Origin of the sequence: Haloterrigena sp. H1, from assembly GCF_005938085.1 — an archaeon.
Classification (GTDB): domain Archaea; phylum Halobacteriota; class Halobacteria; order Halobacteriales; family Natrialbaceae; genus Natrinema.
In genome coordinates this window covers 2,198,616-2,222,176 of record NZ_SMZK01000001.1, presented here as the reverse complement: position 1 = coordinate 2,222,176, position 23,561 = coordinate 2,198,616, and the positions used below count along the sequence as shown (strand labels likewise).

At 61.2% G+C, this 23,561-nt stretch carries 25 protein-coding genes and 4 pseudogenes; 15 read left to right on the top strand and 14 right to left on the bottom strand.

All coding sequences use genetic code 11. The features are described 5' to 3' along the window. Window positions 1–54 precede the first annotated feature (54 nt). The 3 genes from E2L06_RS11120 (at window position 55) to E2L06_RS11110 (ending at window position 2,000) form a co-directional block, all read left to right on the top strand. A complete protein-coding gene (locus E2L06_RS11120; RefSeq protein ID WP_138781388.1) occupies window positions 55–342 on the top strand; it encodes a DUF357 domain-containing protein in 288 nt (95 codons plus the stop codon). 395 nt (window positions 343–737) lie between these two features. Next, on the top strand, window positions 738–1,715 hold the full coding sequence (locus E2L06_RS11115) for a transcription initiation factor IIB family protein (RefSeq protein ID WP_138781386.1): 978 nt from the start codon (window positions 738–740) through the stop codon (window positions 1,713–1,715). A gap of 105 nt (window positions 1,716–1,820) precedes the next feature. Further along, window positions 1,821–2,000 carry a hypothetical protein gene (locus E2L06_RS11110; RefSeq protein ID WP_138781384.1) on the top strand — a complete coding sequence of 60 codons (180 nt, stop codon included), beginning with the start codon at window positions 1,821–1,823 and terminating at the stop codon, window positions 1,998–2,000. 92 nt (window positions 2,001–2,092) lie between these two features. Here the strand turns inward: E2L06_RS11110 and E2L06_RS11105 are convergent, their stop codons facing one another. Continuing rightward, complete coding sequence (locus E2L06_RS11105) at window positions 2,093–3,406, bottom strand: RNA-guided endonuclease TnpB family protein (RefSeq protein WP_138781382.1); 1,314 nt, start codon at window positions 3,404–3,406, stop codon at window positions 2,093–2,095. Between the two features lie 515 nt (window positions 3,407–3,921). Between E2L06_RS11105 and E2L06_RS11100 the strand changes: the two genes are divergently transcribed. Continuing rightward, window positions 3,922–4,158 (top strand): UPF0058 family protein, encoded by a 237-nt coding sequence (locus E2L06_RS11100; protein ID WP_138781380.1) that lies wholly within the window; start codon window positions 3,922–3,924, stop codon window positions 4,156–4,158. Window positions 4,159–4,335: 177 nt separating this feature from the next. Here E2L06_RS11100 and E2L06_RS11095 read toward each other — a convergent pair whose 3' ends face one another. Continuing rightward, complete coding sequence (locus E2L06_RS11095; protein WP_138781378.1) at window positions 4,336–4,797, bottom strand: DUF555 domain-containing protein; 462 nt, start codon at window positions 4,795–4,797, stop codon at window positions 4,336–4,338. Window positions 4,798–4,952: 155 nt separating this feature from the next. Here E2L06_RS11095 and E2L06_RS11090 point away from each other — a divergent pair, with 155 nt between their 5' ends. Together E2L06_RS11090 and E2L06_RS11085 are read left to right on the top strand one after the other, a co-directional pair. Further along, a complete protein-coding gene (locus E2L06_RS11090; protein WP_138781376.1) occupies window positions 4,953–5,852 on the top strand; it encodes a DNA-3-methyladenine glycosylase in 900 nt (299 codons plus the stop codon). Between the two features lie 64 nt (window positions 5,853–5,916). Next, window positions 5,917–6,237, top strand: a complete 321-nt coding sequence (locus E2L06_RS11085; RefSeq protein ID WP_138781375.1) for a DUF3784 domain-containing protein — start codon at window positions 5,917–5,919, stop codon at window positions 6,235–6,237. An 11-nt stretch (window positions 6,238–6,248) separates the two neighbouring features. On the opposite strand, the gene E2L06_RS11080 is transcribed toward E2L06_RS11085, so the two are convergent. The 3 genes from E2L06_RS11080 to E2L06_RS11070 all read right to left on the bottom strand — a co-directional run bounded on the left by E2L06_RS11080 (window position 6,249) and on the right by E2L06_RS11070 (window position 7,564). After that, on the bottom strand, window positions 6,249–6,497 hold the full coding sequence (locus E2L06_RS11080; protein WP_138781373.1) for a hypothetical protein: 249 nt from the start codon (window positions 6,495–6,497) through the stop codon (window positions 6,249–6,251). Between the two features lie 28 nt (window positions 6,498–6,525). Continuing rightward, the gene (locus E2L06_RS11075) at window positions 6,526–6,804 is read right to left on the bottom strand and encodes an acylphosphatase (RefSeq protein ID WP_138781371.1); all 279 of its coding nucleotides are present in this window, start codon (window positions 6,802–6,804) and stop codon (window positions 6,526–6,528) included. A gap of 70 nt (window positions 6,805–6,874) precedes the next feature. Then, window positions 6,875–7,564, bottom strand: a complete 690-nt coding sequence (locus tag E2L06_RS11070) for a cob(I)yrinic acid a,c-diamide adenosyltransferase (protein WP_138781369.1) — start codon at window positions 7,562–7,564, stop codon at window positions 6,875–6,877. A 97-nt stretch (window positions 7,565–7,661) separates the two neighbouring features. On the opposite strand from E2L06_RS11070, the gene E2L06_RS11065 reads away from it, so the two are divergent. Further along, window positions 7,662–8,027 carry a helix-turn-helix domain-containing protein gene (locus E2L06_RS11065; protein WP_138781367.1) on the top strand — a complete coding sequence of 122 codons (366 nt, stop codon included), beginning with the start codon at window positions 7,662–7,664 and terminating at the stop codon, window positions 8,025–8,027. A gap of 59 nt (window positions 8,028–8,086) precedes the next feature. Here the strand turns inward: E2L06_RS11065 and E2L06_RS11060 are convergent, their stop codons facing one another. The 3 genes from E2L06_RS11060 to msrA form a co-directional block, all read right to left on the bottom strand. Beyond that, window positions 8,087–8,977 (bottom strand): hypothetical protein, encoded by an 891-nt coding sequence (locus E2L06_RS11060; protein WP_138781365.1) that lies wholly within the window; start codon window positions 8,975–8,977, stop codon window positions 8,087–8,089. Window positions 8,978–9,103: 126 nt separating this feature from the next. Further along, window positions 9,104–10,327: an FAD-dependent oxidoreductase gene (locus E2L06_RS11055; RefSeq protein WP_138781362.1), complete on the bottom strand. Its 1,224-nt coding sequence runs from the start codon at window positions 10,325–10,327 to the stop codon at window positions 9,104–9,106. Between the two features lie 56 nt (window positions 10,328–10,383). Beyond that, window positions 10,384–10,917 carry a peptide-methionine (S)-S-oxide reductase MsrA gene (gene msrA, locus E2L06_RS11050; protein WP_138781360.1) on the bottom strand — a complete coding sequence of 178 codons (534 nt, stop codon included), beginning with the start codon at window positions 10,915–10,917 and terminating at the stop codon, window positions 10,384–10,386. Window positions 10,918–11,045: 128 nt separating this feature from the next. On the opposite strand from msrA, the gene E2L06_RS11045 reads away from it, so the two are divergent. After that, window positions 11,046–11,816, top strand: coding sequence for an enoyl-CoA hydratase/isomerase family protein (locus E2L06_RS11045; RefSeq protein WP_138781358.1), 771 nt, complete (start codon window positions 11,046–11,048; stop codon window positions 11,814–11,816). A gap of 5 nt (window positions 11,817–11,821) precedes the next feature. Here the strand turns inward: E2L06_RS11045 and E2L06_RS11040 are convergent, their stop codons facing one another. Then, window positions 11,822–12,487, bottom strand: coding sequence for a 2,5-diamino-6-(ribosylamino)-4(3H)-pyrimidinone 5'-phosphate reductase (locus E2L06_RS11040; RefSeq protein WP_138781356.1), 666 nt, complete (start codon window positions 12,485–12,487; stop codon window positions 11,822–11,824). Window positions 12,488–12,657: 170 nt separating this feature from the next. On the opposite strand from E2L06_RS11040, the gene E2L06_RS11035 reads away from it, so the two are divergent. Both E2L06_RS11035 and E2L06_RS11030 read left to right on the top strand, forming a co-directional pair. Next, entirely contained in the window at window positions 12,658–13,350 is a 693-nt protein-coding gene (locus tag E2L06_RS11035) for a metallophosphoesterase (protein WP_138781354.1), read from the top strand. A gap of 1 nt (window position 13,351) precedes the next feature. Beyond that, window positions 13,352–14,175, top strand: a pseudogene (locus E2L06_RS11030) (polyphosphate kinase 1); the annotation flags it as partial. 73 nt (window positions 14,176–14,248) lie between these two features. Here the strand turns inward: E2L06_RS11030 and E2L06_RS11025 are convergent. Both E2L06_RS11025 and tnpA (E2L06_RS11020) read right to left on the bottom strand, forming a co-directional pair. Further along, window positions 14,249–15,484, bottom strand: a complete 1,236-nt coding sequence (locus E2L06_RS11025) for an RNA-guided endonuclease TnpB family protein (RefSeq protein ID WP_138781352.1) — start codon at window positions 15,482–15,484, stop codon at window positions 14,249–14,251. Then, window positions 15,481–15,729 (bottom strand): annotated as a pseudogene (gene tnpA, locus E2L06_RS11020) (IS200/IS605 family transposase); the annotation flags it as partial. The pseudogene tnpA (E2L06_RS11020) and the gene E2L06_RS11025, both read right to left, overlap by 4 nt. Window positions 15,730–15,807: 78 nt before the next feature. Between tnpA (E2L06_RS11020) and E2L06_RS11015 the strand changes: the two are divergent. After that, on the top strand, window positions 15,808–16,638 hold the full coding sequence (locus E2L06_RS11015) for an IS5 family transposase (protein ID WP_138781350.1): 831 nt from the start codon (window positions 15,808–15,810) through the stop codon (window positions 16,636–16,638). 27 nt (window positions 16,639–16,665) lie between these two features. Here E2L06_RS11015 and tnpA (E2L06_RS11010) read toward each other — a convergent pair. Next, window positions 16,666–16,815: pseudogene (gene tnpA, locus E2L06_RS11010) on the bottom strand (IS200/IS605 family transposase); the annotation flags it as partial. Between the two features lie 145 nt (window positions 16,816–16,960). On the opposite strand from tnpA (E2L06_RS11010), the pseudogene ppk1 reads away from it, so the two are divergent. The 3 genes and pseudogenes from ppk1 to E2L06_RS10995 all read left to right on the top strand — a co-directional run. Next, window positions 16,961–18,562: pseudogene (ppk1, locus tag E2L06_RS11005) on the top strand (polyphosphate kinase 1); the annotation flags it as partial. 223 nt (window positions 18,563–18,785) lie between these two features. Further along, entirely contained in the window at window positions 18,786–19,013 is a 228-nt protein-coding gene (locus tag E2L06_RS11000) for a hypothetical protein (protein WP_138781348.1), read from the top strand. A 192-nt stretch (window positions 19,014–19,205) separates the two neighbouring features. After that, on the top strand, window positions 19,206–20,201 hold the full coding sequence (locus E2L06_RS10995) for a phosphate uptake regulator PhoU (RefSeq protein WP_138781345.1): 996 nt from the start codon (window positions 19,206–19,208) through the stop codon (window positions 20,199–20,201). Between the two features lie 217 nt (window positions 20,202–20,418). Here E2L06_RS10995 and E2L06_RS10990 read toward each other — a convergent pair whose 3' ends face one another. After that, window positions 20,419–20,790 (bottom strand): 30S ribosomal protein S8e, encoded by a 372-nt coding sequence (locus E2L06_RS10990; RefSeq protein ID WP_138781343.1) that lies wholly within the window; start codon window positions 20,788–20,790, stop codon window positions 20,419–20,421. A gap of 638 nt (window positions 20,791–21,428) precedes the next feature. Here E2L06_RS10990 and E2L06_RS10985 point away from each other — a divergent pair. After that, complete coding sequence (locus tag E2L06_RS10985; protein ID WP_249361423.1) at window positions 21,429–22,118, top strand: hypothetical protein; 690 nt, start codon at window positions 21,429–21,431, stop codon at window positions 22,116–22,118. Between the two features lie 6 nt (window positions 22,119–22,124). On the opposite strand, the gene E2L06_RS10980 is transcribed toward E2L06_RS10985, so the two are convergent. Then, the gene (locus tag E2L06_RS10980) at window positions 22,125–23,558 is read right to left on the bottom strand and encodes a PQQ-binding-like beta-propeller repeat protein (RefSeq protein ID WP_138781339.1); all 1,434 of its coding nucleotides are present in this window, start codon (window positions 23,556–23,558) and stop codon (window positions 22,125–22,127) included. Window positions 23,559–23,561 lie beyond the last annotated feature (3 nt).

The window sequence follows — 23,561 nt, the reverse complement described above, 5'->3', positions numbered from 1 at the left end:
CGATCCCTCGCGTCGACACGACGCACTTACGGTGGCAAGCGACGACGAACGACTATGGCTGCCGATCTCGAGGAGAAGACGGATCGATACGGCGAGTTGCTCGCCGAGGCGCTCGACGCGGCGACGATCGCGCCGCCGGAGGGAACACCGATGGCGGACGCAGCCGCCGACTGTTACGAGATGGCGGCGTCGTATCTCGAGGACGGAACCCACTTCCAGGACCAAGACGATCTCGTCAACGCGCTGGCGTCGTTTTCGTACGGCCACGCGTGGCTCGATGCCGGCGCTCGCGTTGGCCTGTTCGACGTCCCACGGGACGGGCATCTCTTCACTGTCGAGTAGTAGTGCTGATACTGTCGGACAGAACGACGTGACGATCGGTCGCGCTGCTGCGGCCGTCATCACCCGGAGACGGCCCCGAACTCGCGACCGATGTCGTATTGACTGCTGCCCGACAGTATGAATCTCGTCGACAGTGCCGACCGCTTGGGTGTGTGGTCGTGGTGGTGGGTCAGTTCTGTTGAGGTATCTGGTGTAGTTCGGACACGACCGTTGGCGGCGGCATCTTTGATGATTAATAACTATGTAACCGGAACATATATACCAGCAAACGCGGTTAGTTTATAAAGTAGCCGAAATCTTTATATGCCTTACGGCCTTACTCTATGTTAGCTGAGGCGACCGGGTTTCTTCTGGTTACCCCACCCGGGAGCCCCGAGTAACCCACCCGATACACAATGACTGATACAAACATTCGAACCTATACGAGCGAGCAAGAACCTGAGGAGGAAGAAACCACGTCGGTAGCCGACGAGCAGGAACGCTGCCCGGAGTGTGGCGGCCGACTGGTCTCGGACGACGAGCACGCCGAGACCGTCTGTACCGAGTGTGGCCTCGTCGTCGAGGAAGACGAAATCGACCGCGGCCCCGAATGGCGTGCGTTCGACGCCGCCGAGAAAGACGAGAAGTCCCGCGTGGGCGCGCCCACGACGAACATGATGCACGACCAGGGGCTGTCGACCAACATCGGCTGGCAGGACAAAGACGCCTACGGCCGGGCGCTCTCGAGCCGCCAGCGCCAGAAGATGCAGCGCCTGCGCACCTGGAACGAGCGGTTCCGTACCCGCGACTCCAAGGAGCGCAACCTCAAGCAGGCACTCGGTGAGATCGACCGGATGGCATCCGCGCTCGGCCTCCCCGAGAACGTCCGCGAGACGGCGAGTGTCATCTACCGACGCGCACTCGAGGAAGACCTGCTGCCTGGCCGCTCGATCGAAGGTGTCGCGACCGCATCACTGTACGCCGCTGCCCGCCAGGCCGGCACGCCGCGCAGCCTCGACGAGATCTCGGCCGTCTCCCGCGTCGAGAAGATGGAGTTGACCCGCACCTACCGCTACATCATCCGGGAACTCGGTCTCGAGGTCAAACCGGCCGACCCCGAACACTACGTCCCTCGGTTCGTCAGCGATCTGGACCTCTCGGACGAGACTGAGCGGATGGCTCGCGAACTACTCGAGTCGGCCCGCCAGGAAGGCGTCCACAGCGGCAAGTCACCGGTCGGCCTCGCGGCCGCATCGGTCTACGCTGCCGCCCTGCTGACCAACGAGAAGGTCACCCAAAACGAGGTCAGTGAGGTCGCAAGCATCTCGGAAGTCACGATCCGCAACCGGTACAAGGAACTGCTCGAGGCTTCGGACACGGCTGCACCCGCGTAAGGGCCCTTTCGACGGCCGTCGGATCGCAGACTGTATCGCGGGTGGTGTTTTCGGCCGACTGGAACTGCGGCAATGTTTTTGATCTCTCGTGTGAAAGAGGGTGACATGGATAAAACGACCGTCCAGCTGTTGTGTCCCGAATGTGCGAAGGATTGGCAAGTTTCTCCAGCTGAACTTCCTGCGCCCGCCGACATGTTTCACTGCCCGAACTGTCATGCCTCACACCGCACTGCCGAGTTCATGCGGACGGATCGCGACCTTCAGACCCTGAAACAGCTCGGCTAGAGTCACGGTCGAAACGGCGGCCAACCGTCGACAACCCCGATTGACATCCTCCTCGGCCTGAAGGCGGAGGAATCCCGACCGCAGTTGGGATATTAGGGTTTGCAGTCTACCACCTCTACCCGAGGTTGGAATCCTCGGGAGAGGTCGTGAAGGTAGACTCCGGGCTGTGCCAACCAGCCGGTACTCCTATCTCCACCCAAATCGGGTGCAGACTCGGAGTTACTTTCGTTCAGGTTGAGGCGGATGTTCTCCGCCCCATTCACATCAGCGTTGAACGCCGCGTCACACGCCTTGCAGACGTACAGACCTCGCTCAACTCGCTGACTATCGTCTTCCCTACCGCATACGCAACACGTCTTACTCGTGCCTTTTTCCGAGACTACCTCGACCTCGATACCCTCGACTTTCGCCTTGTACGTGAGGATCGAGGTGAACCGGTCGAACGCCCACCCGTGCAAGTCGAGGTTGCCGTGTTTACCCCAGTTTTTCGAGTCGCCGTTCTCGTCTTCACGGACGCCTTCCAAGTCTCCGACGTTGATGCGGCCAACACCCTTCTCGACACACCGTTGGACGATGTGTTTGGCGAGACTATGGAAAAAGTGGGTGCGGCGTTCCGACCACTTGTGCTGTAGTAGCGTAGCTCGCTCACCGCCTGAATCGTCGCACTTGGCGATCTCCTTCGGGAAGTAGTAGCTATCCTGTTTCAGCCGGTTTCCGGGATACAGGTCAGCGACTTCGGTGCTGTACGCAACAGCTGCGAAGTTGCTGATACCGAGGTCAATACCCGCTGTCTCGTTACCGGGAGCGTCGGGCATCTCGATCTCGTCTTTACAGACGAGGTGCAGTTCCCACCGCTCCTTCGCGTTATCGTAGACAGCACGAACCTGCTGTAGGTTCTCAACCGTGACGTCGGGACGAGTCTCGTATTCGACAAGGATGTATTCCCACGCTCGGGGATGTTCCTTGTGATTCGCACCTTTTGAGAGGCGAACACGGTTGTTATTGGTGTCGTGACGGATGCCGTTTTGCTTCCACGTCACGGTGGAACGCGGGTGTTCTTCGTGGACGCGGCGGCCTTCCGAGTCGTAGTAGTTTTCTTTTCGGTAGCCGGGTGGATTGTCCCGCTCGTCATCGGAACCGTACCACGAGTTGAAGGCTTCAGCGAGTTCCTCCAGAACTCGCTGACTGGACTGACTATGCAGTCCCTTGTACTTTGGATGAGTCTTCAACTCGTCTTTCAACTCCTCGTGGTCAGGAATTTCGCCCGTCTCCTCCCAGACTTGGCGGGAGTGATAGTTGGCGACGTTCCAGAGTTTGCTGGCGCTCCACCCATGTTGGTCGAGCGACTCCGCGACCTGTGAGTGATTGCGGATTTTCGCACGGTGGGTGCAGTGGACTTCCAGCATTCTGAACGTCTGTATAATCCCTTATACTCGTTTCTTTTGTAAAAGCTTGGGCTGAGAACGGTGGAATATCCTGGCCTGTCAGTATCGGTTGAACGTAACCCTGAGTGACGGCGCGTATCCACGGCCTAAAGGCCGTGGTATTGCGCCTGTTCAGCGTATAACAGTTTTGTAGTGACTGCTTGCTACTGCACACCTGGTCGTACGTCAGTTCTGTGGTCGGTGTGGAATACGGGCCGGTCGGGACGCTCTTCGAATGGCGCAGAGCTGCTCGATCAGGTGCTCGACGATCGCGTATGATCTTCTTAATGCTGCTCGTGCCTCAATGAAATTATGCCGAAAGACGCTGTTACACCAGTAAATAGAATACTAACACGGTTTCATCTCCTGAATCCGATCGCGTAATAACTGCATTCGAATCGTCTCTGATGATGATACACCAATCTCTCAATACTGGGCGCGTGTTAACGCGACTCAAGATAATAATATAACCCTGCAGTGGGTAGGAGAGGATGGTTATGAAGAAGCAGGAGCTCATTCACCTTCACGGCCTTCTCGCGGAGGTATCGAACCAGTGTGCAGAGTGGGAAGACTGCCAGATCGACCTCGAGGAGTACGAATCGCGAGGTATTCGGCCGACATCCATCCACAAATCGAAAACTGATCACAAAGCTGCTGTTTTTGCGCTCGCCGGGGGCATTACGAAGAATATGCGGGAAGAAGAGCAGGAAGCAGTCGCCGCAACTGCCGACTGAGAATATCGTCGTATCCTCCGATCGTTGCTCTACCAGTGACTGGCGAGACTCGTTGTGTACTCTGTCTACGCGGAGCACGTTCCGCCGTTTGCGCCGGGAGATATCACTGGTGTGCCGGCCAAAAAATAGCGATACGATGTTGATCGGCGTCTCGCACCGATCGGGAAAACGAGGCCGTCACTCGACTAGATCCTCGAACTCCGGGAGGATCTCGTCGTCCGACTCCTCGGTTTCGTCGGCAGTCTCCGTATCCGTCGACTCCGTATCCGTCGACTCGTCGGTCTCTGCTTCGTCAGTCGTTTCCTCTTCGATGACCTCGACCTCTATAACCTCGAGTGGGATATTCTCGAGACGTTGACCGATCTCCTTCCGTGCGATCCGCGAGGCGTGTTCCTCACGTTCGACGTTGAAGACGGTCATCTCCAGTTCGAGTGCGACGAGCGCTTCGTCGGCTGCGATAAACGCAGGCGGGAGCTCCTCACCGGATGGGGAAGTACGCTCGCCCATGTTGATTTCGACGTAGTTTAAATCAGGGTTCAGCATCTCACCCGTTTTCGAAATACCGATCCGGATCGCCTCGTCCTCCGTCTCAACGTCGAAGACCGGCACAGCAGCTTCAACGACGACCCTGCAATTCATACCATGACATTGGATGCCCTGCAGTAAGAAGGTTCGCCCCAACTCACCCGTCACCGCTCGTCCCACTGCGCTATCCTGTCCCGCAGTAATCGGGTGTTTGACAGCTTGACGGTGGGTCGAAAGACAAAAGCCCACACCACCGAAGGGTCGGACGAATGGAGACGGGGACGATCTCGATCGACGAACTCGCCGGAGGCTTCGACCTGTACCGAACGCTCGAGAGCGGTCAGACGTACCTCTGGCAGCGCTCGGACGGCGAGATGTACGGCACCACGCCGGCATCTGACGCGTGGTATACGACGGTCGTCGGCTCGGACGGCACAGGTGACTGGGACGTGATCCGCGTGCGGACCCGCGACGGCCGCCTCGAGTGGGAGTCGACGACCGATGCCGAGCCGATCGTCCGTCGGCTGTTGCGTCTCGACGACGACCTCGAGTCGATCGTCGCGGCCGGGCCGGACGAGCCGCTCCTCCGTGAGGCCTACGAGGCTCACCGCGGGATGCGACTCGTCGATGATCCGTCCTTCGGCTGTCTCATCTCGTTTATTTGCTCGGCCCAGATGCGCGTCGAACGAATTCACACGATGGTCACGACGCTAGCACGGGAGTACGGCGACGCGGTCGCGTTCGACGGCGAGACCTACCACGCCTTTCCGACGCCGGATCAGCTCGCGACCGCGACCGAGGCCGAACTCCGTGATCTCGGGCTGGGCTATCGCGCCCCGTATGTCGTCCGCACAGCCGAGATGGTCGCAAGCGGCGAGGCCCATCCGGAAGCCGCGCGATCCCTCGAGTACGAGGACGCGCGCGAGCATCTGACGCAGTTCGTCGGCGTCGGCGACAAGGTGGCTGACTGCGTCTTGTTGTTTTCGCTGGGCTTCGACGAGGCAGTCCCGCTCGACACCTGGATCAAATCGGCGATCGAGGAGTACTATCCCGAGTGCGATCGCGGTTCCTACGCTGCCACCTCACGGGCGCTCCGCGACCGCCTGGGCGGCGAGTACGCCGGCTACGCCCAGACGTACGTCTTTCATCATCTCCGAACCGGGGAGTGATGGGCCGGCCATCGCTGACTGGGCCGTCCGGAACCGTTTTGTGGGTCGGTTGACAATTCCGGATATGGTCACTGCGTCGGTCATCTCTCTCATCGCGACTGCGGGATTCATCGGCGCGCTGGGGATCCTGATCAAGCACTTCGGGATGGTGCAGTTGATCGCGGGCTACGATCCGGATCGCGTCACCGACGAGGAAGGACTGGCCGATTTCATCGGGACAAACGTCCTGTACGTCGCGGCGCTCGTCCTGCTCGTCGCGATCGTCGAGTATACGTCCCCCACCGACAGTTCCGGGGTTGCTTGGATCGTGTTCGTCGTCGGTGTCGGAGTGCTCACCGTCCGAATGATTCGTGGCGCTCGCTACTACGAGAGCGAAAGTGACTGACCGGATACAAGCTAGTCGTCGTAATCCTCGCGCCCGGTCACGGCCCAGTAGGCCTGTGAGACGAGCGTGAGCGTGAAAACGACGGTCAACACCACGGCGAGCCACACTGCGACCCGCTGTCCGAGTAGATAATACGCCAGCGCGCTCGCACCGACGACGAACAACACCGCGCCGACAAACAACTCGAGCAGTTCCCGAACCGTCGTGCGGCTGCTCGAGACGTCGAGATATTCCGCTTCGAAGCGGTCGATGATGCCCATCAGCGGTCCCCTCCGAGCCGTTCGCGGGTCAGTAGCGGATCTCGAATCCGTCTTTGCCCTGTGGCTCCTCGTATTCGGCTTCGACGGCGTCGACCTCGGCTGCGGGACTGCCCTCGTGACACCACTCGATCATCAACTCGACGGCGTCCTCGGGCCCTTCGAAGACCGCCTCGACGCGGCCGTCCTCGAGATTTTTCACCCAGCCGTCGATGCCCTCCTCGCGGGCGGTGTCGCGGGTGTTCGCACGGTAGTAGACGCCCTGTACGCTTCCCGAGACGAAGACGTGTGCGCGGGTCCGTCCTGCCATGTGCGAGACGTCGCCGTCGACGGTCAAAAATCCGGGTCCATTCGAATCGCGGTCGGTCGTCCTGTGGCAATCAGAACTCGGTGCCGCGTCGCGCCCGCTGGCCGTCGTCGATCGGATGTTTGATCTTCCGGACGTTGGTGATCAGGTCCGCACGGTCATCGAGGTACGACGGTTCGGTGTGGCTGCCCGACAGCACCAGTTCGAGATTGGCGGGCTTCGCGTCGATGAGCCCGTAAACGTCGTCCTCGGAGAGGAGTCCGCGGTCTGCAGCGTAGAGCACCTCATCGAGAATCAGCATGTGCATCCCCGCCTCCGGCTCCGCGTCGAGGGCGATCGGCTCGTCGAGGGCGGCGTCGTCGGCTGCCGCGAGCAGTTCGTGAGCGCGCTCGAGGCCGGCCTGGGCTTCGGCCTCGTGGTCGGCCTCGTCGCTGCCGTCGGCCATCCCGTGCCAGCCGTAGTGGCCGAGGTTTTCGTAGCTCATTCCGGGGAGGGCGGCGATCGCGTTGTACTCGCCGCGGACTGCGTCGACGCTCGAGGCACCGCCTTTCATGAACTGGAGCATGTGGACGCGGTAGCCGTGACCGGCGGCGCGCATGCCCATGCCGAGCGTCGCGGTCGTTTTCCCCTTGCCGTCGCCCCACCAGACCTGGACGAGGCCGAACTCCTCGGGGGCGGCCGGTTCGATCCGCTCGGCTTCGGGCGTCCGTCCCTGGCCGGGCGTGTTCTCGATCGGTGACTCGGATGTCCGGTCGTCGCTCATACGCGATCGGTCGAACCGTGCGTACATGTAGTTGGCCACTCGGCGTTTCCACGGCGTAACCAAACGCGTCTTGTAGACCCGCTGCTAACGGAGCGCAATGGTTCTCGAGCGGTCATCCGCCGACGACACGCCGCGTTTCGAGCGCATTATCGCCGCGCTGGACGATGCCGGCTGTCAGCGAATACTCTCGGTACTCGACGGGCCAAAGACCGTCCCCGAGATCGCAGCGGCAGCGGACCTCCCGCTGTCAACGGCCTATCGGAAACTCGACCAGTTGACCGAGGCAGGCCTCGTCACCGAAACCGTCGGCGTTCGGCAGGGCAGCCACTACACATCGCGGTACGTGATCGATTTCGACCGGATCACGATCGGTCTCGACGACGAGCGGACGTTTCGCATCGCTGTCGATCGCTCGAGCGATCGATCGCTGGGTATCTGGGCGAACGCCAGCCGAGAGGTGTGACCGCATCGGCTGCCGAGGGTGGCTGGTACGCTCACGAGCCGGGGCTGGGTCTCTTTCGATCAGGCGTTTTCGGCGTCGGGCGACTGCGCCTCGAGCGAGTCGAGGGCGATGAGGGCGGCTTCGAGGTCCGGTCCCGTGACGATCTGGGCGCCAAAGAGGATCACGTACGGGGCGTCCGACGGGATCTGATCGTCGGGAATCTCGGACTGGGATCCCGGAAATACGGAGCCGATGCCGCCGCCTTGCGTCGTGTTTCCGTTTGATGTCTCGTTTTGCGGTCCCTGAGTGCCGGCCATCCCGTGACGATCGGACGTCATATTTCCGTTCGATGTCATGTTGCCGTCCGGCATGTCGAACGTCGATTCGTCCGCTGGCGTTCCTGCCATCGCCAAAAACAGCGTGTCGCTGTCGCCACACTGGTAGAAGAGCTGACCCAGGAACACGTACTCGTCGGACACGAATAACCGCTGGCCGCCGTCAGTACACTGCTCACCGACCTCGAGTTCCTCGAGATATTGGTCGAGGGCGTCCTCGAGGTCAGAGCCTAGTTCCGTCGTCGTATACACTTCGATACCGGGAACGTCCCAGCTGGCGATGAACGCCTCGAGATCCGGTGCGGCCCAGATCGAGGGACCGATACTGGCCGGCGCGGTGTCGACGTCGCTCCAAGCGGCCGGAATCGTGACCTCGATGGTTCCGGTGTCGTCGGTGACCGTCTGCTGGTCCTCGTACTCCTGACCGTCGGTGACGTGCTCTCTGTCCTGTGCGCCCTCGCCCTCATGGTGTCCGTTTCCGCCGTGTGAGCCGCCGACAGGCCACTCGTGATCGCGCTGTGCAGCCGCTGTCTGGACTGCCGCGAGCGTCCCCAGTCCCGCCAGCGTGGTGCCCCCCGAAACGAGGATGGATCGTCGATCGATCGTCGACCGTGATGAGTCGGTATTGTCGCTCATGCACCCCATCGCACACCAGCAGGGGTAAGAAAGTCAATTCACGACCGGAGAGACAGTTCGATCTCGAGGAGTATGAGAAAGAGTGACGAAGCGACGTCACCCACAATCGGCTTCTGGCGTTCCAGTTCAGCTCGAGTCGACGATGTCCACATCCGTCGGTCCCTGTCCGTCGAACTCTCCGACGAACGCATCGAGCCTTTCGGGGTCCGACGCGCCCGGGAGTTCGGTCTCCGCCGTGCGACAGTCGGCGTCGACGCCGAGTCGGTCACAGACCAGATCGGCCGTCGCCTCGGCCATCGCCCGGTAGGTCGTGAGTTTTCCGCCGACGATGCTACAGCAGTTCTCGACGCCCTCGTCGGCGTGCTCGAGCAGGTGAAATCCTCTCGAGATGCCGCGCCCGCCGCGGGCGGCTTCCTCGGGTTCGTACAGCGGCCGCACGCCCCACCACGTTCGGACGTGCTCGGCGTCGGCGACCAGGGGGAGCATCGCTGCACACTCGTCGATCGTCCGCTCGAGTTCCCAGTCAGCCCGCTCGTAGTCATCCGGATCGTCGACCGGGACGCTCGTTGTCCCCAGAACGACCTGCCCGTCGTGTGGGACGACGATATCGCCGTCGTCGGGGTCGCGACAGCGGTTGAGCACTGGCTCGAGGCCGTCGTACTCAACCGAGACCATGACACCCCGGGTCGGCCGCATCGCGACGGTGACGCCGGCCAGTTCGGCGACGTGGCCAGCGTGGGGTCCGGCCGCGTTCACGACGTAGCGCGGATGAATCGTCTCGTTCGCGTCGCCGCCGAGCGTGACGCTCGTCACTCGCCCGCCCTCGACGGTCATCGACGTGACCGGCGCGTGCGTGCGGACGCGAGCGCCGTGCTCGCGGGCGTCGACCGCGTTGGCAGCGACTAGCCGGGATGGAACGACGACGCCATCCGGGACCCACATCGCCCGTTCGACGTCGGCGGCGAGGTTCGGGACTGCCTCGCGGGCAGCCGCCCCGTCGATCACGTCGGTCGGGATTCCCACGTCGTCGCAGGCGGCGCGCTTTGCGTCGAAGTACGCCGGGTCGTCGTCGGCGAGTTGGACGAACAGACCCCGCGTGTCCCGGATACACTCACCGGCGATCGTGCGGAGGATGCGGTTTTCCTCGAGACACTCGCGGGCTTCCGGGCCGTCGGCCTCGGCATAGCGAGCGCCGCTGTGGAGCAGGCCGTGCGAGCGGCCGGAGGTGCCGGCTGCGAGTCCGTCTCGTTCGACGAGCGTGACGTCGACGCCCCGCAGTGCGAGGTCTCTGGCGATTCCCGTTCCGGTCGCGCCGCCGCCGATAACGAGGACGTCCGGGTGACTCTCCATATGTACTTGTTTGACTCGAGACGGAGATACCTTTCACCGAATGACCTGGGACAGATTCAATCGTCTGCAGCCGCTTTCTCCGCGAACTTCTTCCGGACCTTCTCGACTTTCGGCGCGGCGTGCATCCGACAGTAGGCGTCGGTCGGGTTCTTTTCGAAGTAGTTCTGGTGGTACTCCTCGGCCTCGTAGAAGGTGTCAAGCGGTTCGATTTCTGTCACGATCCCCTCGTAGACGCCTTCCTGTTCCAGTTCCGCAGCGAACGCCTCGGCGGTCTCGAGTTGTGCGTCGCTGTGTGCGTAGATCGCCGACCGGTACTGAGAACCGACGTCCGGGCCCTGACGGTCCTTTGTCGTTGGATCGTGGATCGTAAAGAAGACCTCGAGTAAGTCCTCGTAGGCGATCTGATCGGGATCGTATTCGATCTGGACGACCTCGGTGTGGCCGGTCTTGCCGGAACAGACCTCTCGGTAGCCCGGGTCCTCAGTGTGACCGCCGGCATAGCCCGAGGTCACCGATTCGACGCCCTCGAGTTCTTCGAACGCCGCCTCGATACACCAGAAACACCCGCCGCCGAACGTAGCTCGTTCCATACCTGATCTGAGGGCGCGCGCGAGGAAAGATGTGACGGGGGCCGGGATCGCAGTCGCGGTCGCACGTTGGGCAGTCGAACCGTCACCGTGTCCGAAAGGATTTGACGGTGGCCGTCAAACGCCGGAGTATGTCTTGGGACACAGTCCGACTCGAGTGGGACGGAGACGTTGCGACGCTAACTGTCGATCGACCCGATGCGCTGAACGCGTTGAACATCGAGACGCTCGAGGCGATGGGTGAAGCACTCGAGGAAGCCGCCGAAGAGGGCGCTCGCGCGCTCGTTCTGACGGGGTCCGGCGACGCGTTCATCGCCGGTGCCGACATCAAGTATATGCAGGATCTCTCCACAGCGGAGGGCGAAGAGTGGGGTGCGCTCGGCCACGATGTCGCCGACGCGCTCGAGGCCTTCCCCGCGCCGACGATTGCCGCGATCAACGGCTATGCGTTCGGTGGCGGCTGCGAGATGGCGATGGCCTGTGATCTGCGGGTCGCGGCCGAGTCGGCACTGATCGGCAACACCGAGATCGATCTCGGGATCATTCCCGGCTGGGGAGCCACCCAGCGGCTGCCGCGGCTGGTCGGCGACGAAACCGCACGCCGGATGATCTTCCTCGGCGAACGCCTCGACGCCGAGTCGGCCGCCGAAGCCGGACTCGTCGGCGAAGTCGTCGCTGATGACGAACTCGAGAACGTCGTCGATGAACTCGCTACCCGTCTCGCCTCGAAGCCGGCCTTTGCGATGCAGACTGCCAAACAGGCAATCAACCAGACCCACGAGGGCTCGCAAGAGAGCGGTATCGCGTACGAAAAGCGCGCCTTCGCGAGCCTCTTCGGGACGCACGACCAGCGCGAGGGGATGTCGGCGTTCGTCGAGGACCGAGAGCCGGACTTCGAATAGCGCGTCTAGCGATCGGCGACGCACCAGGTCAGGACCACGCCGTCGTCGAGTCGGTCAACCGACTCGAGATCGAGCGATGGAAATTCCGTGACGAACCCCTCACCGTCGGCCAGCGTCGGGGCGTCGCGGCCGCCGATAATTTTCGGCCCGATGAATACCCGGAGTTCATCGACCAGCCCGGCGTCGAACAGCGAAAAGATGAGTTCGCCGCCGCCTTCGACCATGACTTGCTCCAGTCCTTGCTCCTGCAGCGTTGCGAACGCACGGAGGAGATCGACCCGCTCGTCGCCCGCGGTGACCAACTCGGCCCGATCGGCGAGGGCTGCGCGGCGCTCGACGGATGCGGCCTCGCTCAGACAAACGTACGTCGTCGCCGCGTCGTCGAGGATCGCTGCATCTGTTGGGGTCCGGCCGCTCGAGTCCACGACGACACGCGCGGGGTTTGCCGGGCGGTCGTTGTCGCGGCGTTTCTCGCGCAAGATTTCGTCTTTGACGATCAGGTGTGGGTCGTCTGCGAGGACAGTCCCGACACCGACCACGACGGCGTCGCTGTCCGCCCGAAGTCGGTCGACGCGGTCGAAGTCTGCCTCGCCGCTGATCGCAATCTGTTCGCGTCGACGCGAGGAGAGCTTACCGTCCGCACTCATGGCGGCGTTGACGACGACGTGCATACCCGTGGTGAGGTGGCTGTGGTAAAGAAATCCCCGTGTCTCGAGATCCTGCCAGCCGAATTCAACGCAGTTGTCGACAGGCATCCCGTATATATGGCACTACATAGTATACAATACAGAACATATAAACGACTTATCCGGTCTCGCTGGAGCACTGCAACAGAAAGCACGTGACGACCGGGAACTTCGCGATCGACGACGCGGTATCATTCGACCACCGACATATCGATCTCGAGAAACGGGACGACGTCTACGTCATCGGTGACGTTCACGGCTGTCTGGACGCGCTCGAGGACCTTCTAGAGACGCTCGACCTTGCCGATAACGACCTCGCCGTGTTCGTGGGGGATCTGGTTCGAAAGGGACCGGAGAGCAAGGCCGTCCTCGATCGCGTCAGGCGGTCGCCACGGCTGCTGTCGGTGAAAGGGAACAACGAGCAGAAGCTTATCGACGGGGAGAAGTCGCTGTCGTCGCTTGACCTGGCTGACCAGCAGTACCTGAAGTCACTGCCGACGGCGATTTCGTGGGATGGTGGCCTCGTCGTCCACGGCGGCGTCGATCCGAACCGACCGCTGTCGGCACACGCCACCGATGACCTCCTGACGATGCGAGCACCGGACGGCGACGGCTACGACGGTCCGTTCTGGTTCGAGACCTACGAGGGGCAGCCGCGGGTCTTTTTCGGCCATACTGTCCTCGATACGCCGATCGACCGAGAGTGGGCGGTCGGCCTCGATACCGGCTGTGTCTACGGTGGGGAACTTACCGCGTACGACGTTCGACGCGATCGCTTCCACAGCGTTTCCGGGCCTGATCACGTCGAACGCTCGGCCGCGAAAATTGTCGCGCTTGGCGATAGCTGAGGTGGACACTCAGATGAGCGATGGAAACACGACCGAGAACGATGAGGAGAAGGTGGAATCGGACGACCAACGGCACGACTCGGTGGCCGACGGTGGAGATACGTTTGCGTTTCGGTCGATGCTGGGTGAGACGAGCGAAAACGGCGACTCGAGCGCACCCGACCAGTCGACGGACGGGAACGCTGAAGACGGGATGCTCCCCGCCGACAGCGAATCGGCTGCACGCCTCGATCCAGTCGATGACGGGGGATTCGATCGATCTGCCGACCCCGACTTGAGGGCAACCGACGAAGTCGAATCGGCGGCACTCGACGCGACGACCGCAGGCGACGACACGGAATCCGACGCCGCGAGTCATGCCGTCGATCTCTCGGAGCCGTCGTACTATCTAAACCGCGAACTCAGTGGACTCGCCTTTCAGCGGCGCGTGCTCCACGAGGTACTCGATGACGACAATCCGCTACTAGAGCGCGTGAAGTTCCTCGCGATCGTCACGACGAACCTTGATGAGTTCTTCCGCAAGCGCGTCGGTGGCCTAAAACAGCAGATCGCGGCTGGGGTTATCGATGAGACACCCGACGGACGCACGCCCCGCGAGCAGTGGGCTGAGGCCCTCGAGGAGGCCCGACCGTTGTTCGAGCGCCAGTCCGAGTGTTATCGCGAGGAGATCCGGCCCGCACTGGCGGGGAAGGAATTCACATCGTCGACTACGACGACCTCACCACTGCCGAACGCCAACACCTGCGCGAGTACTTCGAGAGTTCTGTCCTGCCGACGCTGACGCCGCTAACGTTCGATCCGGCTCATCCGTTCCCCTTCATTTCGATTGACCTCCTCCCGCGCCGAAAGTCGCGGGAATCCCACCATGGGATTTCAGGCCGTGCGTGGCCCTCAGGTTTCAAGACGCATACGCTCCAAGCGTCAATTGCTGGGCTTCAGCATCAGCTTGGCTGTCTTGTGGGCCGATCAAACGGCCCCCTTCCTCAGCCGAGTCATCGCCATCCGTGTGTTCTCTTGAATGGCTCTCTCCGCTGAGGTAGCGGTCTGCAATATTGAGCGCGGCGTTGATGTCCGCGTGGTACTCCGAGACCCAACACTCCGAGTTGGAACACTTGAACGTCGCTTGGTCGGGGCGGTAGCCCTGCTCTCCGCAACAGTGGCACGTTTTCGAGGTGTACGCAGGATTCACTGTCTCCACGCGAATCCCTTTTTCGGCGGCCTTGTACCGAATCTGAGCGTGCATCTTTGCGAAGCTCCACCCGTGAAGCCGTCGGTTCATGAACGCACCGTAGTCCATGTTCTCACGGATGTGCGTCAGGTCTTCGAGGACCAATACGGGGTTCTCGAATTGGTCGGCGTAGGCGACGACCTCCGACGTGACCGTGTGGAGAATGTCGTCTATCTGTCGCCAGAGTGAATCACCGTAGGACTCGGTGATACGTTCGCTTCCGCGTTTCTGAAGGCGTCGGGTCGCCGTGAAGTACGTCTCACGGAGTTGTCGGACTCGCTTACCTTCGTCGTTCCAGAGGTTGGGTGTAGCCGGGGAGCCGCGCTCGTCACGGTGACACACCGTTAACAAAGAGGCTTCCCCGATGTCTACCCCAATCGGCGTTTCGGACGCCGAACTGGGCCGTTCCTCCACGTCTCGCGTTGCGACGATGTGCAAGTACCACTCACCGTTTCGGTCGAACAACCGACACTCGCCCATCGTCGCGTCTCCCGCGTGCAACGCTTCCAGCCACTCCCGTTGTTCAGGATTCAGTTGCGCGGGGAGCCACAGGTTGTAGTCGTCGTGATGCGGGATTTTCACGTACCACTCGATGGCGTTCTGTGGCTTGTGGTCGAGCTTCGGGCCTTCGTTCGTGAACCGGACAGGGTGGTCGTCATGAAGCTCTTTTGCGTCGTAGCTTCCGCCGCAGAGTTGTGGGACGTACTTCTTGAGGGCGTTCTTCGCGTAGCCGCTCAGGTTGTAGTCAACCACCACGTCGTTCGCTTCGGTCTGGGTGGTACAGTTAGCGTTGAACGCGGCTTCGAGAGCGTCTTGGTACGCCTGTTTCGTCTCACAGAGCTTCCGGTGCTTGTGGACGTTCGGCTCCACAAGCTTGAGTTCCAGCGTCTCGGTGAGTTCGGTCACTGTTCCTCCTCGTGGCGCTGAATGTAGTCTTGGACCGTTTCGCTTGAGACGTGTCCCGCTGTTCCTGCGTAGTAGCCGCGTGACCACTTGATTTTCTCGTTGTCGTGGTCGGCGTAGCGGTGATTGTACTTCCGCGAACTGATGCCCTTGAACCAGTTGGCGAGAAGAGACGGAGCGTGCTTCGGAGGACTACTCACGAACAAGTGAACGTGGTCGGATTGGACCGTGAGGTCGATAATCTCTAAGGGCTGTGTTGAATCACTAGACGGCAGCGGGATAGGTCGCTAAATCAAAGGTGTTGAAGCGGGAGAGTCGAGTTGTCCATGACCCAAATCTCCCGCTTCATTGGGGAAGTTGTCCCGGTCGCTCAAAACGTTACTGGCGATGGAGACGAATCCGCCGCCCCGGAAGGAGGCGGCGGATTCGCCGACTATGCCCTCGTTTCTCTCCATTGTCTGCGGATTTACCTCGATACGTCCTACCGGATGACGATAGACCTGCTCAAAGAGATGCCACAAATAACCGGGGAGATCGGCCTCAGCGCGGCCGATCTCCCCTCACCATCCACGTTGTGTAAGGCGTTCGACCGGATCAGTATGAGCGTCTGTCGAGTGTTGCTGCGCCAGTCGGCGCAGCTACATGATCCATCCGAACACGCTGCTATTGACGCAACATTCTACGAACGTGATCGTGCGAGCCGCCACTACTGCCACCGAACGAATTACCACGTTCAAACGCTCAAAGTCACAAAGCTCGTCGATACAGCAACGCAAGCCGTTCTCGATCTCCACTGTTCGACGACGTTAGAAGGGAGCGACGCAGACCTCGCCGAGCAGATCGCCCGCCGGAATGCGGGCGATCTGCGGTCGCTTGCTGCTGACAAAGGCTATGACAAGCAACAACTCCGAGAACGACTGCGTGAACTCGACATCCGCCCGCTGATCAAACACCGGATCTTCGCACCGTACGATCACGCACACAACGCCCGCATTGACGACGATCGGTACGCTCAGCGGTCAATGGCCGAAACCGTCAACTCAGCTGTCAAGCGCTCGCTCGGCTACGCCGTGCGAGCGCGTACCTGGTATCGAGAGTTCCGTGAAATCGCCTTGATGTGTGTCGTCTATAACATCAAGCAGGCCATCAAACAGTGAAATCCAACGCCGTATGGCGATTCAACATAGCCTCTCTAAGTCTTTCTCGTCGGCGATTTCGTGGAGGATTCGACGCACACGGTCTTCGACCTCATTAACCAGTACCGAGTTGCGGTACTTCGGCAACCACACTATGTGGTAGTTGAGGTTGTAAGTCGCGTGTCGTGTGGTCTTCATCCGTACTACACACTATGATGAGTGACGATCTTAAAACTACCGAGTTACGTGGGAAATCCAGCCGTTCGTAGCAACGTGCCCGGACGCACTATGCCTACCGCTCGACCCGCGCCTGAAGACGCGGGTATGCGCTCACACTATGTATCAGAGCCTCTCATTGGCGGTTCTGACGCGGGAACGGCCCAATGCCGAACTCACCTTCTCGCGAGTGAAGATTCCACGCAACCAGGTCCGTTTCGTCCAGCTCAGCGACGACACGCGGTACGTCCTTCTCGAGGACATCGTTCGAGCCAACCTCGAGTTGCTCTTCCCGGACGTCGAAATCGTCGACACCGCGCTGTTCCGGGTCACGCGCAACGCAGAGGTCCGGCGCAACGAGGAGGTCGCCGAGGATCTGATCGAGATGATCGAGGAGGTCATCGAAGAGCGACGGTTCGCGACTGCCGTTCGACTCGAGATCGAACGCGACGCGCCCGAGGCGGTCCGCGAGATTCTAACGCGCGAACTCGATCTCGACGAGCGGGAAGTGTTCGAACTCGACGGCCCCCTCGACTATCGGGACTTCGCGGAGCTGACGGAGCTCGACCACCCGGACCTGAAACTCCCAGAATGGTCACCACAGCCCCATCCACGGCTCAAGCGGGCCGACGACGGAATGACCGTCTTCGACGTGATCAGCAACGACGACGTGCTTGTCCACCACCCGTACCACTCCTTCGAGGGAACCGTCCAGCGATTCCTCGAGGCCGCGGCCAACGACCCTGACGTCCTCGCGATCAAGGCAGCGATCTACCGGACCGCCAGCGATTCACAGATCATCGAGAGTTTGCTCGAGGCCGCGCGCAACGGCAAGCAGGTCGCCGTCATGGTCGAACTCAAAGCCCGCTTCGACGAGGAGAACAACCTCGAGTGGGCGAAGAAACTCGAAGAAGAGGGGATTCACGTCGCCTACGGGACGATCGGATACAAGACCCACACGAAGACGTCGCTGGTTGTCCGTGAGGAAGACGATGGGGTGCGGCTGTACTCCCACGTCGGTACTGGCAACTACCACTCCGAGACCGCAAAGCACTACGAAGATCTCGGCCTGTTGACCGTTGACCGGGACATCGGACAAGACCTCGTCAGGCTGTTCAACTACTTTACGGGCCACTCGATGCACCGCGACTACCGAAAGTTGCTCATCGCGCCCGGAAACATGCGCGAGCGCTTCGTTGAGCTCATTCGGGCCGAAGCCGAACGTGCCCGCAACGGCGAGGACGCTCGTATCGTCGCCAAGATGAACCGGCTCGAGGATCCCGCAATCGTCCGTGAACTCTACGAGGCATCGATGGCCGGCGTCGACATCGATCTCATTGTCCGCGACATTTGCCGGCTCCGGCCTGGTCTCGAGGGGATCAGCGAGACGATCGACGTCTACAGCATCGTCGGTCGCTTTCTCGAACACTCCCGAATTTTCTACTTCCGGGCGGGCGGCGAGGACCGCTACTACATTGGTTCGGCCGACTGGATGACCCGCAATCTCGACAGCCGAGTCGAGGCGATCGCGCCGATCGAAGCCCCGAGGCTGCAGGACCGGCTCGAGACGATCCTCGAGACGTTGCTGTCGGACGATCAGAACCGATGGGTGATGCGTTCGGATGGGAGCTATGAGCGATGTGAGTCCGACACGGATGGATCGACCACGAACGTTCACGAGACGTTCATGCGGACGGCACTGGACGGCTGGCCCGATTCTCTGACGTAGCGGCCCTTGCAGGCTGGGTTGGATAGCTCTCTCCGCCTGCTGTCGGCTCGTGAGACGCACGGTCCTGTATTCGTGGCTGGAAATCATGGCAGCGCAGCGCCGATGACCGTCTGTTATCCTCGTATGGAGTGTCTGGAACCGATACAAACCGCTCAATAGTACAACTAGCAGTGGCTTTGTACGTGCCGTTGGTCGGTTCACATACGCGACCCCATCCGAACCCATGACCGGATCCACCAGCGGTTACGACGACCGGACCACCCGACAGCGACTTGCCACGGCCACGCAGTACGATCAGGACACGTTGACCCTCGAGTCGACCGTCGTCCGATACGAGGATGGACCCGATCGGTGTACGATCGCGCCACGCGAGTGTTCCGAAATTGAACGGTTGACAAAGTGGATGTCGGTGGATCTCGAGGCGGTCGTCGATCTCGACGAGCTGCGCTAGCGACCTGCTGACCAGAATTTACGAAGTACTATATCTATATAGACCTATGGTTGGTAATTGTTATCGATAGAGGAATAACGTGCCAAAGGTGCCGAAAACAGGAGTTCTGGTCGCTCTATCGCCAGCCTCGCTATAACCATACCGCTCTATAGTCTGGTGGATTTATATTGTTGTAGTAGAAAGCGGCCCAATATGGAGACGCGAAAAGTCCAGATGACTGGTGGGTCGACGTATACTGTTTCGCTGCCGAAAACGTGGGCGACTGACAACGATGTCAGCAGTGGGACGACGGTCGAGTTCTATCCGGAAGGCGACGAATTGCTCTTGACTCCCGAGCAAGAAACGCGGCGACAGGAGGGGTCGATCGATGTCTCCGGCCTCGAGGACGAACAGCTGATGCGGGCCGTGATGACGATGTACGTCAGCGGCTTCGACATCATCACGCTCGAGGCCGGTCGGATCACGACCGACCAGCGCAGCGCGATTCGCGACGCAACCCAGCGCCTCGTCGGCGTCGAAGTGCTCCAAGAGACGAGCGACAGCGTCGTGATTCAGGACTTGCTCGATTCCGCCGAACTCTCGATCGTCAACGCGGTCACCAGGATGCGGCTGATCGCCCAGTCGATGCTCGAAGACGCCGTCCGTGCGCTGGTCGAGAACGATGACGACATCGCCCACGACGTGATCGAGCGCGACGACGACGTCGATCGACTCTGGCTCGTCGTCTCGCGGATCTTCCGCGCGACGCTTCGCTCACCCCGTGCCGTCGAAGAACTGGGCGTCTCGCGCGAGGACTGTTTCGACTTCCACTCGAGTGCCCGCCAGCTCGAGCGGATCGCCGATCACGCCGTCAAGATCAGCGACATCGCGCTCAAACTCGGCGACCTCCCGGCAGACGTCGCCGATGCGATCAACGGCCTCCACGCCGAAGCCGGCAGCGTCTTCGAACAGTCGATGGATGCGCTGTTCGCCGAGGACGCCGACGAAGCGAACCAGCTCGGCCACGACGCGCTCGCCGCTGTCGTCGACATCGACGAACACACCCGCAGAATCGACGACAAGCTTCGCGATCTCGAGCCGGCACAGGCCCAGTCGCTCGGACTGATCGTCGACTCGCTGTCCCGAAGTGCCGACTACGGCGGCAACATCGCCGAGACGGCACTCCAGAAGGCCGCACCGCGGCCCTAACTCCTTCCAGTCATCGTCCGCTTTGTTGCTCGGTCACGCTATTTCGCTTCTCGAGCCTCGCCGATAACTGTCTATCAGATTAACTCACTCGAGTGTCCATAGCGCCAGAAGGACACGTGACAGTGGGACCGCTGACTGTACTGGGCTGGCGAGGAGAGATAGCTCTCCCCGGCCACAACCAACAATCTGAAAACAGTTCAGTTCGGCAGAGTCGGCGTTATTCGACGAGGACGGCGTTGACCTGACCGGTCTGACCGGGACGGGACGTGACACGTGCCTGTCCTTCCGAGGTCTCGATGACGGCACCCTTCGTGACGATGTTCCGGCGGACGTAGTTCGGGTTGGCGTCGTTCTCGACGACGTCTTCGATCTCAGCGGAGACCGTCTCGCCACCTTTGTTGACGCTTGCAACGTTCGTCGCGAGCGCACGCGTCTTCGTGTCGTTGCCACGAACGTCGATGGTTCGGAACCGCGGCTCGCCGACCTGCGTTTCGGTCGGCAGCCGGCCGAGTTCGTCCTTGCGGCGTTTTCGGACGTTCTTCAGTCGACCACCGGTTCGCTTGCGCGTAGAGCGTCCCTGATCTTGCATACCAGATCAAAATCTTGGCGTCTACTTGAATGCACTGCTACGAAATTCCACCTGAGATTCGGTTGCTATTGTCTCGTGTTGACGAAGCAGCGTGGCTCGAGACGGTCCCGACATCGCATCAGCAAGCGAAACCGTCGGTTTCGCGGATGGAGGGTGATTGACGATCCCTCGAGCGATTGGAGAGTGAAGTGGCCGAAGAGCATCGTAGGGCGAAGGTACAGCACCGGTTTCGTCTGATAGACGCTCCGAGATGGCCAGCTGCCGATGGACTGGCTCACATCTACCGGTGCGAGATTATCAGGCGATTATGATGCGTGTTACCTTACCACCTTCATGTGGTATGGGCTCGAGAGGGACCGTTACCGCGGCACTCTCAGTCACCAATGACACGAAAACACACTCGAGAGTGGAACGCTGACCACGATCGATTTCACAGCGGGAGACGACAATTTATCGGGACCGTAGCTGCCAGTGGCGTAGCCATCGGGCTGAGTGGACTGGCAACCGCGAATACAAACGAGAAATTTCCCCCAGCAGGCATCACCGACTGGGGACGATCAGTCAGCCTCGGAAACGGCGAGGCGACGCCGTTTACGACTGTCACGCCGTCAGGGGTCCCGAAATATCATGGTCTCTTGATGGAACGGGCCGTACTCGAGGGGCTCCCATCGGCCGACGCACTCGCAAACTCTGGCGAGGGCGATTACGCAGACAAGTACGGTCCGAACGGTGAGTCGACGATCATCCACCACAAATGGTCCCAGGAATTCTTCGTTCCGTTCCCGGAGACGGATGCGACACCGATTACGTTTCTCGGACTGAACTGGAACCCGGGTGGCCATCCGCCGGACGGCGTCTGGACGGTGCCGCATTTCGACGTCCACTTTCACATGCTGCCGACCGAGACCGTCGACGCGATCACTGGGCCGGCCGCGCCGACCTACGACCTCCCGGACAGATACGTTCCCGAGGGATACGCTCGAAATCCAATCGTCGACGAACGGGTTATCACCGACATGGGCGAACACCTGGTCGATCCCACCGTCCCCGAGATGAACGGAGGGACGTTTACGAATACGCTCATCTGGGGGGCCGCCGACCCGGACGGCGACGGGATTGCGGAGCTCTCGTTCGTCGAGCCGATGCTCACCCGGACGTACCTTCGTGGGCATTCCGGGACCGATCGGCGAGCGATCGCACAGCCAGAAACGTACGCCAGAGCCGGTCGCTATCCGACCGCGTACGCAGTCCGTGACCTGCCGGATCGGGACGCAATCGCAATCACCATCGAGAACTTCGAGCGATTCAAGGAGGACAACTGCCGGTAGACGACCTCACTCGTCAGGAACTAAACAGTAGGCACGGCCGGGCTTCTCGAGCACGGTTTCCTCGTCTTCGTCGTAGTAATTCTCGAAGACGCCGCGCTCGGCATAGTAGAGCCGCCCGTCGTGGGGGATCGCGCCGCTGGTCACGTGACCGTGGTTTCGGATCTGCCAACGGCGTTCACCAGTCTCTCTGTCGAGTGCATACAAGTGGGTGTCATAGGAGCCGACGAGGATCGTCTCGGCGGTCGCCGTGATCGAGCCGATAACGTGGCCACCGACGTACGCTGACCAGCGTTTGTCGCCGGTTGCAGCGTCGAGCGCATGGACGCGGTGGTCGTCGCCGCCGACGTAGACGATGCCCTGATCGGGGTCGATCGCCGGATTCGACATGACGACGTCGCCAGTGTCGAACGACCACTCCTCGCTGCCGTCTTCGAGATCGAGCCGATAGAAGCGACCGTCCCAGGAGCCGACGAACGCCGCGCCGTCGTAGACCGGGATCGTGCCCTTGATCTGTGCCCCGAGGTGGAATCGCCCATCGGCCATCGGCTTGCCGTCGGGGCCACCCTCGCCGCCAGCCTGAAACGACCAGGCGAACTCGAGAGAGGGAAACTCCCAGCAGTAAACGACGCCGTCGTTGGAGCCGGTGACGAGTTTGCCGGCCTCGCAGTCGATTGCCGGCGAGGGGTGGGGCATCCCCCAGATGCGGTCGTCGCTCCAGGTCGGATTCCCAGTTTCGGCGTCGACCTCCCACAGTGCGCCCTTGGCGGGGTTCTTGTACTCCGCGACGAGGTAGAGGTTGCCGTCGATGTAGGCGGGACTCGAGCCGATCGCGATCGAGCCGCCGAACTCGCGCAGTCGGGTCTGCCAGATCAGCTCGCCGGACGGGATATCGACGGCGTAGAGTTCGCCGTCGTAGCCGCCGATGTAAGCGGTGTCGCCGACGATCGCCGGCGTGCCATGAAAGCCGAGGCTGCGACCGGCACCAGTCTCGAGCGTCCAGCGTCGCTCACCGGTCGGCCTGACGGCGTGGATCGTCCCGGTGTCGCCGGCGACGAGGATCGTTTCGCCGTCGGGCGTCGGCCGGGGCGTCGACTTGGCGGCGGTGTGGCCGATGCGGTTGACCGGAAACGACCACGCTTTGCGGACGGTATCGGGAACGGTTTCGTTGGGGTAGTAGCCATACCGGCGTAGGCCACGTCGAAACATAGAAACCTCGTCGTCCGCCGGAAGCGGCACGTACTCGTCCGTATTCATCGTGGCAGCGATGGGCGAACAGTTGGGTCTCGAGCGATACGCTCGTCCGGCACAGCCGGCAAGACCCATCATGCCAGCAGCGCTGGCAGTACAGAGAAGCTGGCGTCTGGAGAGCCGCGGACTATCGGCTGTCTCGCCCTCTCGATCGGACGTTTCGTCCCGACGGTCGGCGGCCTCCTCGTTCACGTG